The sequence below is a fragment of the Ferruginibacter profundus genome (genome assembly GCF_054783275.1).
In genome coordinates this window covers 1,642,617-1,659,480 of the sequence record NZ_BAAGQW010000001.1, presented here as the reverse complement: position 1 = coordinate 1,659,480, position 16,864 = coordinate 1,642,617, and the positions used below count along the sequence as shown (strand labels likewise).

The 16,864-nt window shown below is 40.2% G+C and carries 13 protein-coding genes; 6 read left to right on the top strand and 7 right to left on the bottom strand.

Annotated elements, in window-relative coordinates; translation table 11 throughout:
* Positions 1–59 precede the first annotated feature (59 nt).
* Positions 60–701: a peptide-methionine (S)-S-oxide reductase gene (gene msrA / locus ACYVM0_RS07030; protein WP_460554564.1), complete on the top strand. Its 642-nt coding sequence runs from the start codon at positions 60–62 to the stop codon at positions 699–701.
* Between the two features lie 5 nt (positions 702–706).
* On the top strand, positions 707–1,492 hold the full coding sequence (locus tag ACYVM0_RS07025) for a DUF1223 domain-containing protein (protein ID WP_460554562.1): 786 nt from the start codon (positions 707–709) through the stop codon (positions 1,490–1,492).
* A gap of 70 nt (positions 1,493–1,562) precedes the next feature.
* Here the strand turns inward: ACYVM0_RS07025 and ACYVM0_RS07020 are convergent, their stop codons facing one another.
* The 4 genes from ACYVM0_RS07020 to purE all read right to left on the bottom strand — a co-directional run bounded on the left by ACYVM0_RS07020 (position 1,563) and on the right by purE (position 5,498).
* Positions 1,563–3,350 (bottom strand): chloride channel protein, encoded by a 1,788-nt coding sequence (locus ACYVM0_RS07020; protein WP_460554560.1) that lies wholly within the window; start codon positions 3,348–3,350, stop codon positions 1,563–1,565.
* A 79-nt stretch (positions 3,351–3,429) separates the two neighbouring features.
* Positions 3,430–4,305 carry an alpha/beta hydrolase family protein gene (locus ACYVM0_RS07015; protein ID WP_460554558.1) on the bottom strand — a complete coding sequence of 292 codons (876 nt, stop codon included), beginning with the start codon at positions 4,303–4,305 and terminating at the stop codon, positions 3,430–3,432.
* Positions 4,306–4,361: 56 nt separating this feature from the next.
* Entirely contained in the window at positions 4,362–4,775 is a 414-nt protein-coding gene (locus ACYVM0_RS07010; RefSeq protein WP_460554555.1) for a hypothetical protein, read from the bottom strand.
* Between the two features lie 207 nt (positions 4,776–4,982).
* Entirely contained in the window at positions 4,983–5,498 is a 516-nt protein-coding gene (purE, locus tag ACYVM0_RS07005) for a 5-(carboxyamino)imidazole ribonucleotide mutase (protein WP_460554552.1), read from the bottom strand.
* 214 nt (positions 5,499–5,712) lie between these two features.
* Between purE and ACYVM0_RS07000 the strand changes: the two genes are divergently transcribed.
* The 3 genes from ACYVM0_RS07000 (at position 5,713) to ACYVM0_RS06990 (ending at position 11,307) form a co-directional block, all read left to right on the top strand.
* Positions 5,713–6,810 (top strand): efflux RND transporter periplasmic adaptor subunit, encoded by a 1,098-nt coding sequence (locus ACYVM0_RS07000; protein WP_460554549.1) that lies wholly within the window; start codon positions 5,713–5,715, stop codon positions 6,808–6,810.
* 70 nt (positions 6,811–6,880) lie between these two features.
* Complete coding sequence (locus tag ACYVM0_RS06995) at positions 6,881–10,000, top strand: efflux RND transporter permease subunit (RefSeq protein WP_460554546.1); 3,120 nt, start codon at positions 6,881–6,883, stop codon at positions 9,998–10,000.
* A gap of 8 nt (positions 10,001–10,008) precedes the next feature.
* Positions 10,009–11,307: a TolC family protein gene (locus ACYVM0_RS06990; RefSeq protein ID WP_460554543.1), complete on the top strand. Its 1,299-nt coding sequence runs from the start codon at positions 10,009–10,011 to the stop codon at positions 11,305–11,307.
* Between the two features lie 70 nt (positions 11,308–11,377).
* Here the strand turns inward: ACYVM0_RS06990 and ACYVM0_RS06985 are convergent, their stop codons facing one another.
* The 3 genes from ACYVM0_RS06985 to ACYVM0_RS06975 form a co-directional block, all read right to left on the bottom strand.
* A complete protein-coding gene (locus tag ACYVM0_RS06985; RefSeq protein ID WP_460554540.1) occupies positions 11,378–12,502 on the bottom strand; it encodes a 5-(carboxyamino)imidazole ribonucleotide synthase in 1,125 nt (374 codons plus the stop codon).
* Positions 12,503–12,564: 62 nt separating this feature from the next.
* Positions 12,565–14,688, bottom strand: a complete 2,124-nt coding sequence (locus ACYVM0_RS06980) for a tyrosine-protein kinase family protein (protein WP_460554538.1) — start codon at positions 14,686–14,688, stop codon at positions 12,565–12,567.
* On the bottom strand, positions 14,673–15,317 hold the full coding sequence (locus tag ACYVM0_RS06975) for a toll/interleukin-1 receptor domain-containing protein (RefSeq protein WP_460554535.1): 645 nt from the start codon (positions 15,315–15,317) through the stop codon (positions 14,673–14,675). Before ACYVM0_RS06975 ends, ACYVM0_RS06980 begins: the two co-directional genes overlap by 16 nt.
* A 389-nt stretch (positions 15,318–15,706) precedes the next feature.
* Between ACYVM0_RS06975 and hppD the strand changes: the two genes are divergently transcribed.
* Positions 15,707–16,840 (top strand): 4-hydroxyphenylpyruvate dioxygenase family protein, encoded by a 1,134-nt coding sequence (hppD, locus tag ACYVM0_RS06970; RefSeq protein WP_460554533.1) that lies wholly within the window; start codon positions 15,707–15,709, stop codon positions 16,838–16,840.
* Positions 16,841–16,864 lie beyond the last annotated feature (24 nt).

The window sequence follows — 16,864 nt, the reverse complement described above, 5'->3', positions numbered from 1 at the left end:
TACAGCCCTTATAAAACCTTACCGCCAATTATTTTGTAAATAGGTAAAATAATAAGCTGATGAAAAATGTATTTGCCATCATTGCACTGGTTATCTTTTCTTCCTGTGCACAATCACAAAGCAGTAGTAATGTAAAAATACCCCTTGGCTCAAAAATAAAATCGGCCAATGAAGCTGTGGCAGTATTTGGCGAGGGCTGTTTCTGGCATGCAGAAATTGTTTTTCAGAGTTTGGTGGGAGTAAGGGATGCTGTATCAGGGTATGCCGGCGGTACTGTTGCCAAACCGGATTATGAAACAGTATGTACGGGTAGTACAGGCCACGCAGAAGTAGTGCAGGTTTATTACGATAGCACAAAAATATCCTACGAAACTTTGGTGAAAGCTTTTTTCGCCAGCATGGACCCCACTGAATTAAACAGGCAGGGTAACGATGAAGGCACACAGTACCGTTCGGTAGCTTTTTACCAAAACGACAGGGAGAAACAAATTATTGATGCGGAAATTAAAAGGATAAACGATTCAAAAAAATACAGTCACAAGATTGTTACTCAGGTATTGCCTTACAAGATTTTTTACCCTGCAGAAGACTATCACCAGGAATATATTTACCATCATCCTGAAAACGGGTATGTGCAAAATGTTTCGATACCCGATTACCTGGAGTTCAGAAAGGAATTTAAAGGCAACTTTAAAAAGTAAATGGTATGAAATGTAAACTATTCAGTGCCTTTACATTAATTGCTGTTATTGCAATAGCATGTGGGTTTAAAAAATCACCCGACTTTCCGGCGGAAAAACAAATTGTCAATAAAGGTGCGTTTGAACCTGTAGCAGTAATAGAATTATTTACATCACAGGGGTGCTCCAGTTGCCCGCCTGCAGATGCGTTATTGGCACAAACCATTAATGATGCAAAAAAGGAAGGGAAGCATATTTTTGCTTTATCGTTTCATGTAGATTACTGGAACCGCTTAGGATGGGCTGATCCGTTTAGCAGTGCAGCCTGGTCGGCAAGGCAAAATAATTACGTGTCTGTATTTGGACTGGATGGTGCCTATACACCGCAGATGATCGTAAACGGGAAAGACCAGTTTGTGGGTTCTGATAAAAGTGCTTTATCGGAATCTTTGAACAAGGCATTACATTCAAAGGCAGAAATAAATTTTAAAAGTTTAGTTGCTACGTACAATGCCGATAAAACAATTCAGTTACAATACACCCTGGAAGGCGACCTGGCCGGTAGCATAATTAATGTTGCTTTGGTGGCTTTGCAGGAAACCACAATGATAAAACGTGGTGAAAACGGCGGACGTACCTTGAGTAATGAAAATATTGTACGCCAGCTGATCAGTAAAAATGCAACGGCTTCCGGTGAAATTAATTTTGCCGCATCACCGACCGCTGTAAAAGAAAATATGGCCATAATAGCTTTTGTACAACAGGAAAAAACTTTAAAAATTGTTGGCGCAGCAATGGCAAAAATCCAGTAAGGATAAACTGTTTTACAAAAGAGGTCCACTTTTTAAAGCTGGCTGCCGTATTTAATTAATTCGGCATTGGTTACTCCGTTTCGTACAGGTCTCCCTGTGAAGCCAGTATTTCCCTGTATTTATTGAAAAGTTTGGTTTTGGAAATGAAGCCGATGAATTTCCTGTCTTTATCCAGCACGGGCAGGTACCAGCTTTGCGTAATATCAAATTGCTCCATTACGGAATGCATATCCTGGTAGTTGTATAAAACTGTTGCAGGTTTTTTCATCATCGACTTTACAGTTATGGTATCAAACAACTCCGGTTGAAATAATTTTTGTTTGATATCATTCAGTTCAATAATGCCGGCAAACTTTTCATTACGGTCAGTTACTGCAAAAATATTTTTCTCACTGCGTTTGATGATCTCTACCAATTGTTTTAATTTTTTATCGATAGCGATACTGTCGTAAGTATCCTGCAGCATATCGTTAATTTGAATGGAGGTAAGAATGTTTTTTTCTTTTTTCTGCGTGAAGATCTGTCCTTCCATTGCCAGTTTTTTTGTTTCCATTGAAAACGGCTCGTAACTTTTTACAATAAAAAAAGAAATGGACGATACGATCATCAATGGAATAAACAGCTCATACCCATTGGTAATTTCGGCAATTAAAAATATGGCTGTAAGCGGGCAATACATCACACCACTTAAAACACCGGCCATACCCACCAAACTAAAATTGCCAATAGGAATTTTGATCCATGGCGTGCTGTTGATGAGTTTGGAAAAAAAGAAGCCCATGTAAGCACCACTGAATAAAGAAGGCGCAAAGTTACCGCCATTGCCACCGCTGCCGATGGTGATGCCGGCTGCAATAGGTTTAAATAAAAAAATAAGTGCGGTAAATGCAATGATGCCCCAGTGTTCGCCTAATTTACCAAAGAGGGTGGTGTTATCGGCAAAAGTATTCAACGTGCCATCAGCTACTAATTTAACACTGCCGTATCCTTCACCAAATAAAGGCGGTAATACAAAATAAATAGCCAGTAATAGCAATCCGCCAACAGCTGCCTTAAAGTAGCCATTTATTCCCCATTGGTGAATACGTTTTTCAGTAGCCTTAAATGTTCTGGCATAATACAGGGAAACAAAACCTGCCATAATGCCTAACAAAACATAATACGGTACATTTTTATAATCGAAAGTTTGCTTCAATACAAAATTGAAAAGGAAATTCTCGTGCAGGATTATTTTTGAACATAACACACCGGCAACGGATGCAATGATCAATGGAATAAAATAACTTACTACAGTTTCTGCCAGTAAAACCTCAATGGCAAAAATTACACCTGCAATAGGAGCATTAAAAACTGCGGCGATACCTGCAGCGGCACCACAGGCAATCAGTAACGTTCGCTCCTGGTAATTGAGATCGCTGATACGGGAAAGATTAGAGCCTGCTGCAGCGCCTGTTGCCACAATCGGCGCTTCTAAACCAACAGAACCTCCAAGGCCAACCGTAATGGAACTGGTGATCACATGAAGGTAAGTATGATTTAAGGGAATGAATGAAGACCGCCTTGCGATAGCCCTCAATACCATGGCAATTCCTTTTTCTATTTGTCCCTTAAAAAAATGACGGATGATAAAAACAGTAATGAGTAAACCAATGGCAGGAAATAATAAATACGCAAAACGGGTAACGGGAATTTCTTTTATCCAGTGTTGCAAATAATGTACAATTGTTTTTAGCAATACCGCCAGCAAGCCCGAAACAAAACCTGTAAGCGTTGCAATTACCATAATAAACTGCACCCTGCTGAGTTTAGTACGCAGCAGGCCAATAACATTTGAATACAATTGCTTGACACTTTTCAATACTGATGGTTTTTATAGCCAGGTATTTCGGAGGGCAAAGATAGGGAGAGTTTTTAGTTTTGCAGGTGTGGTTTGCCGATCAGAATATTGACTTTAATACATGGCTGTTTTGGATATACAACTGAAAATTGTAATCGGGCCTGCTGATAACATCATTGTGCTCTTTTTTGCTGTGTATAAAAATTATATGATTTGTTGTAAGCACAGTTGCATCCACATCTTTTTCTTCGGCATGAATAAAAGGAATATTTTTTTCATCCAGTTCTTTCATCATAGCAGCAGATACAGCATTGGTTCCGCCATTATCGGTATAGATGTTGATGAACTGGTGTGCTGTATCAGCTTTTATCCAGTTAATAAACTTATCGGTCTGGCTATACAATGCATCAAATAAAATGGTTTGTTTTACTTCTACTGCGCCATTTTGTAATATATGGGCCATTACCCTGAAAGCACCGCTGTGCCCTGCTAAAACTACATCACCCACTTCAGTTTTTTTAGCAATGAGCTTTTCTGTCTTTAATTTTTTCAATACATCGTTCAGCAATAGTTTAAAGACATTCTTTTGCTCCAGTTTGCCGCCATAACTATCAGGTGCATCTTTTGTTGTTTCGGGCAATATCAATATGGCATTACGATTGGAGGCTATAAATTGTTTAATAATAGCAAACTGTACCGGCACACTGTCAATATTATTTCTCCAGCCATGAAACCATACGATTATATCCAAAGGCGCTTTAGTGTTTAATTTTGGCGGAACAATGATCAATACGCTACTGTCATTATAATGTTCTGCAGCAGTGTATAGAACATTATCATAAGTATGGCCATTTGCTCTGCCGGTATCGGGGAAAGATGTGTATGATGAAGTAATGCGGAATATCCCTGGTGCTGTTGGCTGGGCAAAAGACGGTGATGCGAATGCTATTAATACAAGGAGAAATAATCTATTCATAAACCTGCAAATTGTTACGATCTGAAGAAAAAAAATATTTAAGCGGTTACTACTAATTATCCGAAAAAGCTAAAGCCGGGATCAAAATCAAAATCATCCCGGGAAATTGTAAGAAATTCATCTTTCAATGCACCGGATACAAAAATTTCACCTCCACGCTTAAATATTTTTTGCCCCTCACTATTTATAGTTTGAATAGTCTCCGGTTCAATTGAATGCTTAATCTTTAGTTCTATATAATTATGATATTCTGTTTTAAGAACGTAGTCAAATATTTTTACTTTAGTAAAAGAAACCTGGTCAGAAAGTTTGCTTAGTAAGCAAGAATATTTTTGATCGATTATAGAATAAGCAGGATTAGTTAATATAGCTGAAACAATTCCTTTTTCGTTAACCTGGAAATTCTCATTATCAATGCGCCAGAGACGTATTGAAGGCCACACTTTATTACTAACATGCCAAATGTTCATTCGTAAATTATAACCGTATAAAGTAAATCAATTAATACAGAAACTTCTTCGCATCAATAAAAGTTCACCAATGGTATTCGCACAAGTGATTCCCGAAAATCGGGATCAAATTAACACAACTGCCGGTAGTATTACAAATACTCAACCTAAACTCCTAAACCTCTAAACTCCTAAACCTCTAAACTCCTAAACCTCTAAACCCCTAAATTACCGATCAAACTCATTCCTGAATCCCATGCTCTTCACATTCTTCACGCTTTCCATTACGATATCGTCCTGGTATTCTTTATAAGCTTCTAATTTGCCGGCGATAGAAGTATCATGCAGGGCTAAAATTTGTGCGGCTAATATACCGGCGTTTTTGGCGCCGTTCAATGCAACAGTTGCAACAGGTACGCCATAAGGCATTTGTAAAATAGATAAAACAGAATCCCAGCCATCGATACTGTTACTGGATTTTACAGGCACACCAATAACCGGTAAAATAGTATTGGCCGCTACCATGCCCGGTAAATGTGCAGCACCACCGGCGCCACAGATGATTACTTTTATACCACGGGCTTTGGCCTGCTGTGCATACTCCCGTAAGCGTTCGGGGGTGCGGTGTGCAGATACGATGGTTAACTCCGGTTCTACTTCAAATTGGCGCAGCATTTCGGCAGCTCCTTTCATGATGTCTAAATCGCTTTCGCTGCCCATTATTATTCCTACAAGTGGATTCATATTTTAAAATTTACGCAAAGAAAAGGAAAAATAACAAATGGTTTATTTTAATACGCTTTTAATGGTTGTTTAATTAGCTTTTAATTGCGACTGTGTTTTATTAAAAGATGGGGTATAAGTTAACTTTTGAATAACCTGTATTTGTATAAGCGGCAGGTGTTCAAGCTAAAAACTACCTATATTTGATGTTACATTTATTCTATAAAGTTTTATAATGCAGCGTTTAAACAGATCAGCAATTTTTTTTCTTCCCCTGCTTTTTTCAGTGATTATTTTTCCGGCCTGCAAAGGCAAGACCAATGCTGCTAAAACAGCACCTAAAGAAACACCTCCTGTGGTGGTGGATGTGATCATTGGCCAGCCGCAACCCATTACCAATATTGTGGAAGCCAATGGTACCGTAATAGCGCAGGAGTTTGTGGAGTTACATCCTGAAGTTAGCGGCAGGCTTACCTACCTGAATTTAGCAGAAGGCAAGCCAATTGCACAGGGCACAGTAATTGCCCGTGTAAATGATGCCGACCTGCGGGCACAAATTGGTAAAACCAAAGTGCAGTTGCAGCTGGCAGAAAAAACGGTTGAACGATACAAACCTTTATTAGATATCAACGGCATTAACCAGGCTGATTATGATGCGGTGGTGAACCAGGTAAACGGCTATAAAGCAGATATCGTTTACACACAGGCTTTGATAGATAAAACGGTTATCAGGGCACCTTTCAGTGGTATTGGCGGCCTCAGGCAGGTAAGCCCGGGTGCGTATGTAACACCTGCAACGGTGATTGCAACACTGCAACAAACAAAACAGGTTAAAATAGACTTCACTTTACCGGAAATGTATAGCAATATCATAAAAACCGGTGCCACGGTGGATGTGGAATTAGATGCGGCTACCAAAGAAAAAAGCAAAGCACTGATCATCGCTGTTGAGCCGGGTGCCAATACCGATACCCGCAATTTAAAAGTAAGGGCGGTATTAAAAGAGGGAAGCTCTAATCCCGGGGCATTTGTAAAAGTGTATATCGATGCAGGCAAAAGCAGGTCTTCTATTAAAGTGCCTACCAACTGCCTGATTCCTGATGATAAAAATAACCAGGTGATACTGGTGAAAAATGGCAAAGCAAATTTTGTAAATGTAACAACAGGTATAAGGGAAGCCAACACAGTGGAAATTGTGAAAGGTGTGGAACCCGGCGATTCTATTGTTGTTACAGGGGTGTTGTTTGCAAGGCCTAAAAGTGTTTTAAAAGTAAGAAGTGTAAAGAAACTGGAAGACCTGAATAAAACAGCAGAAGGTAACCAGGGGCTTTAATGGTGTAACATCATTTTTTTTTTTTTTTTTTTTCAGCAGTTGTACAATAAAAGCAGACCCCGTTCAAGGCATGAATATTTCTGAATTTTCTTTAAAGCGCCCCGTATTTGCTACGGTGATGAACCTGATGATCATCCTGTTTGGTGTGGTGGGCTACACTTTTTTAGCGATAAGAGATTATCCTGCTATCGATCCGGCCATCATTAATATCAGCACTTCTTATACAGGCGCCAACCCCGACCTGATAGAGAGCCAGATAACAGAACCACTGGAAAAGCAGATCAATGGTATTCCCGGTATCAAAACCATTACGTCATCAAGTAGTTTAGGCAACAGCAATATATCGGTAGAGTTTGAACTGGGGGTAGACCTTGAAGCAGCGGCAAGTGATGTGAGAGATAAAGTGGGGCAGGCCAGCAGAAGTTTACCACAGGATATTGATGCGCCGCCGGTGGTAACCAAATCAGATGCCAACAGCGATTTTATTTTGATACTGGCGGTACAAAGCCGCACCAAGGGCTTGCTGGAACTGAGCGATTATGCAGAAAATGTTCTGCAGCAACAGTTTCAAACCATTAAAGACGTAAGCTCGGTAAATATATTCGGGCAAAAACGTTATGCCATGCGGATATGGATAGACCCGGATAAAATGAATGCACAGGGGGTAACGTTTTCGGATATACGTACTTCGCTTAATAATGAGAATATTGATCTGCCGCCGGGAAAGATATACGGAAATAATACCGAGCTTACCATTAAAACCCTGGGCAGGCTGAGTACAGAAAAAGATTTTCAAAACCTGATCATTAAGGAAGATGCTACGGGCATTGTAAGGTTAAGTGATGTGGCCAGGGTAGAGATTGGCCCGGAAACTTTAGAACAGGCCTGGAAATATAATGGTGTAAATGCGGTGGGTATTGTATTGATACCGCAACCCGGCGCCAATAATATCCAGATAGCCAATGATTTTAATAAAAAACTGGAGGCGATAAAAAAAGCCAATAAGTCGGATATTGAAATGAATGTGTTACTGGATAATACAATTAATATCCGTAAATCCATTGCAGAAGTAGAAGAAACCCTGATCATATCTTTTTCGTTAGTAGTACTGGTAATATTTTTCTTTTTCAGGGATTGGCTTATCGCCATCCGTCCTTTGATAGATATCCCTATTTCTTTGGTGGCTACTTTTTTCATCATGTATATTTCAGGTTTCTCTATCAATGTATTAACGCTGCTGGGTATTGTGCTGGCTACGGGTTTGGTGGTGGATGATGGTATTGTGGTAACAGAAAATATTTTCAGCAAGTTTGAAAAAGGCATGCCGATAAGGCAGGCTGCTGTTGAAGGAAGTAAAGAGATTTTCTTTGCGGTAATTTCTACTTCTATCACATTGGCGATAGTGTTTTTACCGGTAATATTTTTAGAAGGTTTTATTGGAAGGCTATTCAGGGAGTTTGGTGTAACGCTGGCAGCAGCGGTTTTAATTTCTGCTTTAGTTTCTCTTACCATTACACCTGTACTAAATGTGGTGCTTAGCCGAAAAACAGCAGGCCATGGAAAATTCTACATGAAAACGGAGCCATTCTTTACCGGAATGGAAAATGGATACAAACGCTGGCTGGGTGGATTTTTAAAAGTGAAATGGATGGCAAAAGTAATTCTTGGCGTGTGTCTTGTAATGATATTTTTTTTCGGCTCTAATTTAAAAAGCGAGATAGCCCCACTGGAAGACAGGAGCAGTATTCGTTTTACTGTTACAGCAGCAGAAGGAACCAGTTACAGCAAAATGCAGCAGATAGCAGACAATGTAAGCAACTACCTGTATGATTCTGTACCGGAAAGGGCATTTGTATTTGCACGTACGCCGGCACAGGCTATTAACAGCACACAGCCAAGGCTGGGACTGACAGACCCTAAAGAAAGAAACAGAAGCCAGTCGGAAATTGCCAGTGACCTGCAAAAGAAATTGATACGTTTTAACGAAGCCCGTATATCTGCCGTTCAGGAACAAACCATTGCAGTAGGAGCCGGTTCAAGGGGTAGTTTGCCTGTGCAGTATGTGTTGCAAAACCAGGATTTTGAAAAGTTAAAGGAAATAGTACCCAGATTCCTGGAGGAAGCCAGGAAGGATAAAACATTTGCTTCGGTAGATGTGAACCTTAAATTTAATAAGCCGCAGATAGAGCTTACGCTGGACAGGATGAAAGTGAAAGACCTGGGCTTATCGTCACAAGATGTAATAGCTGCATTGCAATCTGCTTTCAGTGGTGGCCGGTTGGCGTATTATATACAAAACGGGTTTCAGTATTCTGTAATTGCACAGGTGGACAGAAGCGACCGGTCTGCACCAGACGATATAACGAAGTTGTATGTACGAAATAATAAAGGGCAGCAAATACCGATAAGCGCTGTTGTTAATGTACAGGAAAGCAGCAGCCCGGCCACGCTTTATCACTACAACAGGTATAAAGCAGCAACCATTTCGGCGGCATTGGCAGATGGGTATACCATTGGGGATGGTGTAAAAGCCATGGATGCCATCAATAAAAAATTATTAGACGAGAGTTTTCAAACCTCTTTAAGCGGCCCTTCACGTGATTATGCAGAAAGTTCTTCTAATATAGCTTTTGCTTTTGCCCTGGCGCTGATGCTGATCTATTTAATATTGGCTGCACAGTTTGAAAGTTTTGTCGATCCTTTAATAATCATCCTTACAGTGCCGCTGGCGTTTGCTGGTGCTTTGTTAAGTTTGTGGCTATTCGGACAAACATTAAATATATTCTCTGAAATAGGTATGATCATGCTGATAGGCCTTGTAACAAAGAATGGCATTTTAATTGTTGAGTTTGCCAATAAAAAAGGAGAGGAAGGGTTTACCAAAAAAGAAGCGATACTTATGGCAGCTGAACAAAGGTTACGCCCTATTTTAATGACGAGCCTGGCAACATCATTAGGCGCATTGCCTATTGCATTAAGTTTAGGTGCATCATCTGCAAGCCGGGTACCGTTGGGTATAGTGGTGGTAGGTGGTATACTTTTTTCGCTGATCTTAACTTTGTTCATTATACCGGCCATGTACATATTTCTTGCAGGCAAGCATAAAGTGCAAGCGGATACTGTACCTGCAACAGCGGCAACTGTAATTGCGCCGGCGCCGGAAGATAGCCAAACCAATACTGATATTTAAAGACCAATATGAAACAGGGAGTTGTATTTATTTTTTTATTGACCACAGTTTTTTATACCCAAGCACAGGGAGTGCTTAAGCTACCTGATGCCGTAAATATTTCATTGAAGAACAGCCTTGACCTGCAGCTTTCAAAAAATACTTTGGAAGCCAACAGCATTTTTAATAATTATGGTGTTGCCGGCGGATTACCCTTGGTTACTGCAAACCTGAGTGATAATGAACAGGTATCAAATATCAACCAGAAATTAAATACCGGAACGCAGATACAGCGCAACGGTGCCTCTACCAATGCCCTTGTAGTTGGAGTTACGGGAAGTATATTATTGTATAACGGCAACAGGGTAGTAGCTGCTAAAAGCAGGTTAGCACAGTTGGAAAAGCAAAGCCGGTTGCAGCTTAATTCCAGGATACAGAATATAATGGCAGATGTAATGACCGGCTATTACGATATTGTAAGGCAGCAGAGTTACATGAAAACTATCGACCGTTCCATTGATATTGCACAGCAGAAACTATCTATTGTACAAATACGGCAGAGTGTGGGCCTTGCCAATAATGCAGATCTCTTCCAGGCACAGTCCGACCTGAATGCATTGCTGCAGGCCAAACAATCCCAACAGGTTATTGTAGACCAGGCAAAAACAGAATTACTGCGGCAGCTTACGTTAAAAGCAGATAGTACTATCGCTATCGAAGACACGATAATTGTAGATAGATCAGTGAACCTGGATGTTATTTTAAACAGCCTGAATAAAAACGCCGATATTCTTGCCGCTGCCGACCAGGTGAAGATCAACGAATTTATTGTAAAGGAAACTGCAGCGTTGCGTTATCCTTCCATACGTGCCACTACAGGTTTTAATTTCAGCCGTAACCAGGCGGCAGCAGGGCAGGTATTGCTGAACCAGAATTATGGACCTTCTGTTGGTATAAGCGTTGGCATTCCTATTTATAACGGCTCTGTATATAAACGGCAACAGCAGGTGGCAGCACTAAATGTGAAAAATGCCGGCATTGCAAAAGATATATTAATGAGAGATTACAGCGCACAGGTGGTAAAATCATACCAATCCTATGCTTCTGCATTAAAGCAATTGCAAACAGAAGAACAGAATTACGATATCTCTTTAAAATTGGTGGATGTGGTATTCAAACGTTTCCAGGCAAAAATTGCAACCATTGTAGATCTTAAAAATGCACAGCAAAGTTTTGAAGAATCCGGTTACAGATTGGTGAATTTAAATTATGCTGCTAAAGCCGCAGAGATAGAATTAAAGCGTTTGGCGAATATATTGAGCTTGTAATTTGCCCGCAGATATCGCTGTTGTGCTGCTGTAACAGAAAAATGCAGTACTTTATTTACCTTGTTTACTTTTACTTACTTATCACTTTCAACCCTGCCTTTATCCTGTTGGCCTGGTGAATCAGTTCCTGTTTTTCTTTACTGAGAATAGTTATGTGGCCCATTTTTCTGCCCGGCCTGGTTTCTTTTTTTCCGTAGATATGTACAAACACATTATCTATCTGCAATATTTCATTTAAGCCTTCGTAATACGCTTCACCGCTAAAGCCTTCTGCACCTAATAAATTCACAATAGCTGCCGGTAAAATATGATCGGTATTGCCTAAAGGATAGTTAAGCATGATGCGCCAAAGCATATCAAACTGGCTGCTGTAGTTGGCTTCAATGGTATGATGGCCGCTATTATGTACCCTTGGTGCGGTTTCATTCACTAAAACATTGTTATCAAGATCAACAAATAATTCCACGGCAAAAATGCCCGGGCTCTTTAAATCCTTCACCACTTTTAACGCAATGGCTTCTGCTTTCCACAACACTTTTTCAGGAAGATCGGCAGGGCTTATCTGGTAGTCGAGTAAGTTTAAACGGGTATCAAAAACCATATCTACCGGAGGGTATAAAGCATTTTCGCCTTTATCATTTACGGCAATAATAACAGCGATCTCTTTTTTTATACTTACCAGTTTTTCTAAAACAGAAGGCGCATCAAAACCTTTTGCAAAATCATCGCTTTTTTTCATCAATTCCACGCCACGGCCATCGTAACCACCCATGCCTATTTTATGCGCCGCCGGTAAAAAGTTACTGTGCTGTTGCAGGTCAGTTTTGTTTTGGGTGATCACAAATTCACTGGTAGGAATTTCATTGTCTTTATAAAACTGCTTTTGCAAAATTTTATTTTTAATGATCCTTAAGGCAGATGGTTTTGGATATACCCTTACACCTTCGCTTTCTAATTTTTCCAGTGCGGCTTCATTTACACTTTCTATTTCAATGGTAATGGCATCCAGGCCTTTGCCAAAATTATAAACGTCGTCAAAATTCCTGATATCGCCTTGTGTAAAATGATGGCAGAGATGGGCAGCGGGGCAGGAGGCATCGCTTTCCATTACAAATGTTTCAACAGGGTAATTTGCTGCGGCTTGTAACAGCATGCGGCCCAGCTGGCCTCCGCCTAAAATTCCAACTTTTTGCATAGTGGCAAAGATAAGGGACTGCAAAAAATGTTTGATAAAATTAATTTCGGGTGCAGTATGCCCTAATATTTTTTAGCCTTAAGTAGTACCTGCTGCCTCGGGTTAACTGCCGGCTGTGGTTTTGCAAAGCAGATAAAAACGCTCAGGTAGTTTTTAGTAGGTGTTCTGGCCACTACCAGCTCGGTTTTAATATCAGCTGTATTGTTAATGATGGCTTGTATATGCTTTGCAATCTTATACTCATCATCTCCATTGTACCGCACCTGGTTTTCGGTGATATAGTAAGGCGAAGTGGTATCTGAAGACATTTTAAAATTGTTACGGGTATAAATGGTATACTGATCTGTTTTTTGCAGCGCATTAATAATATCGGCAGCTTTTTTACCGGGTATTTTTTCGCCGGATTGGCAAAGAAAAATTTCGATCACCGTTTTTTGCCCGCCGGATAATACAGGCGTGCCTTTGAGCGGCGTATAGGTAAAAGAAACTATTTTATAATCATAAGATACCAATGCCGTAACAGCATTCTCCATATTCTTATATTCTTCTTTGGTATCAATTAAGTAATTGCCTTTTTCTATAAAGCGGATATAAAAACCGAGCGAATCACTGGCAACGGTAATGGCACCGGAATCTTCAATGGCGTTGGTGATCTTTTTTAAGAGCTTTATCGAATCTGTTTTTGTTTGTATCACTGCCGGTGTTGTTGATTTTAAAGTGCCAAATGCGCTGATGGTATCAGCAAAAAAATCAGCAGCTTTAAATGCAGGCTGGGGCAACGCTTTGTAATAGTTGCGAACAACATCAGTGAATTTATAGGCTATGATCGTTTCGATACTGTTTTTTATTGCAACAGCACTATCCTGGTAATTTTTTGCAAGCTGGTAATATCTTTTCAACATCGTAATATTAAAAGCAGGGTCGTATTGATTAGTGGAATCGCCGTAGTACAATTTTTTCAGGTTCAGGTAATCTTCTTTTAGTTGTAAAGAATCCGATAGCGTTGGATCTGCCACCACAATTTTGTTATTGGTCAGAGAAAAATAGAACAATGCCGCAATGCCCAGTAATAAAGACACCACCACCAGCCTGTAGATGATACTTCTTTTCCTGGATTGTTTTTCTTTGATGGAGAGTTGTTCCTGTAGTTTTTGTTTTTCTTCTTTTTCCTGGTCTATTTTTTTTCTGAATGCGCTGTCATCAGTAAAATCTTCTCCCTTTGCTTTTTTTACGTAAGAATCTCTTGAATTTATCAGCAGATCGATATTTTGAAAATCGTTGGCCAAAACAGCGGCCAGTGTTTCGTAAGAGTAACCAATATCCTGCGGATCGCTGGTACCCCTTGACTGTACAGCCAGTTTTTCTCCATAGGCATAATAGGTTTTATAAGGGATCTTTATCAGGCCCAGTAATTGTGCAGGGGTTACCAGGTGTTCGGTAAGGCTTTCTCCTTTTTTGGGCAACCATTCCAGCATCTCATCGGAGTTGTTGTATATTTTTGTCATCCATTCATCCAGCAATGCCGTCTCCTGGTTTTCTATCCTGCTGGGTACCGGTAAGGTTCTTAATTTAAACCTGTCGTAAATGATCTGCTTCTGGCCCAGTATAGCTTTTGCGGCTACACTTTTGATACCATTAAAACTTTGTTCGTTGGGTGTAAATAACAATACCAGTATATCGGGCATGTGTATCGAGCAAATGCCGCTGCTGTCAGTTAATCCTGTTCTGCTATCGATCAATACAAAATCATAATTGTCCAGCCATACATCCCTAAGGTCTTCCAGGTATTGCCCGCCATCGGCATTCTGGTAAAAATTATTATAATCAAATTGTTTTACGTTCCTGATAAAGTCATCATCATTTTTGCCGGCAGTGATCATATCCAGGTCGATGCCTTTACCAATTCTTATGTGGGTAAGGTAATCGTCCCAGTTGATGGATGCCGGTTGTATCTCCGGGTTGGTCTGTTTTAAATTCAGCAGGTCTATCAACCCGCATTTTTTTCGTGCCAATTTCGGATCGATGTACTTGCTATAAAAATTTTCCAGGCCGGGTGCTTCCAGGTCCCAATCGATGATCAATGTTTTATGCCCCCATTGTGCCAGCAATACAGCAATATTGGCCATGGCCATGGAGCGGCCAACGCCTCCTTTGTAAGAATAAAAAGTAATTATTTTACTTGCCATGTGATGGGTTCTTGTTTTAACTCATTTTCAAGATTGTACTTTTTAAAATACTCATTCAGCTCATTTACGATCTGCTTTCTGCCTTCTATGGTTTCCCATTCGGGTTTTAATGCCGGAGCCTTGGTTATGATGGCGGCGATAGTTTTAATATCCTTCTTCATTTTTTCCTGGATGGCCAGGTATTTCTCCGTTTTAAAAAATGCATCCCCCACCAGGTTAAAATCGGTATAATCAAGATAGGACAGCCCATCAGCCAATTCCGGTATCGGTACTACCTCACGATACAATACTGACCAGATAAGGGTTTTGGGATCGGTTAAGGGACTCAGTTCCAGTACTTCCTGCCGGTGTTTCATGGTAAGAAATTCCTTAACACACCAGTCGGACCGCCTGAAGTACGGCGGCGACCAGATGGATACGATACATTTGGAATACAGCAGGTTAACAAACAATTCATCATTGAAATTTACGCCGGGAGTTAAGCCTGATCTGTCTACAAAAATCTTTGGTTCAAATGGCAATTCGTTATTCAGGTATTCCGAAAAAAGCGGCAGGAATATTTCATTGAGCCATTGCTCATTTATTTTTCCTCTTTTATAGGAAATAAAGACGTCGTTTATGTAGGGCATAAAATGATATTGTATAGTTTGTTTAAAGCTGTTAATAGTGGATGGCAGAGGAAGGGGCAGTTGTATAGCACTGTATCTGAAAGATAACTAACATTTATAAAATCTGCAATACCACAAAAGTGGTATACCATTTAAAATGTGGTGATTATTTAAAACAGTATTATCAAAAAAGCAATTTATCTTTGATTAAAATATGCAACCGGATTATCCACATAAATTATTTGCAGACAGGCGCAACAATTATTCTTTATTGATGCTGGCCCTTGCCATGGATTCGGTACTTTAATTTGATTATCTACCGCAGGTAACGCTGATGTCGCAGATCAGCTGAAATTTTTCTGCGGCTCCGGTGTTTTCTGCGGACCCATTTTTCATCTCAAATTAAAACAATGCAAACAACCACTATACAACCCCAGGCTCCTGTTAGTTTAACTACCGATTTCTTACCACTCCAGGGAACTGATTATGTAGAATTTTATGTTGGCAATGCCAAACAGGCGGCACATTTTTATAAAACGGCTTTTGGCTTTCAGAGCCTGGCTTATGCAGGGCCTGAAACGGGGGTAAAGGATAAAGTGAGTTATGTGATCCGCCAGAATAAACTCACGTTTGTGTTAACCACGCCCTTAAAAACCGGTAATGATATGGCCAATCATATTTACCTGCATGGTGATGGTGTAAAAGTACTGGCATTAAAAGTAGAAGATGCCACCAGCGCCTGGCATGAAACCACCAAACGTGGTGGCCGGTCGTATTTGCCACCCACTACTTTAAAGGATGATAATGGAGAAGTGGTGTTAAGTGGCATTCATACCTATGGAGAAACGGTACATATTTTTGTAGAAAGAAAAAATTATACCGGCCCGTTTATGCCGGGCTTCAGGGAATGGAAATCGAATTATAATCCTGCACCAACAGGTTTGTTATATGTGGATCATTGTGTAGGCAATGTGGGCTGGAACCAGATGAACCCCTGGGTAAAATTTTACGAGGATGTGATGGGCTTTAAAAATATTTTAAGTTTTGATGACAACGATATTTCTACCGAATACTCGGCACTGATGAGTAAGGTGATGAGTAATGGTAATGGCTATGTGAAATTTCCTATTAATGAACCTGCTGAAGGAAAAAAGAAAAGCCAGGTAGAAGAGTATCTGGAATTTTATAACGGAGAAGGCGTGCAACATGTGGCCATTGCTACTAATGATATTGTTGCCACAGTAAGCGAATTACAAAACCGTGGCGTGGAATTTTTGAGTATACCCGAAAGTTATTACAACACTGTTTTAGACAGGGTGGGCAAAATTGATGAAGACCTTGCGCCACTGCAAAAACTGGGCATATTGATTGACCGGGATGACGAAGGTTATTTGTTACAGATCTTCAGTAAGCCGCTGGAAGACAGGCCTACATTATTTTTCGAGATCATACAGCGCAAAGGCGCCAAAAGTTTTGGTAAAGGCAATTTTAAGGCTTTGTTTGAAGCATTGGAAAGAGAGCAGGATGCAAGGGGAAATTTGTAAATCACATGGTCAGACGAGGGCGTC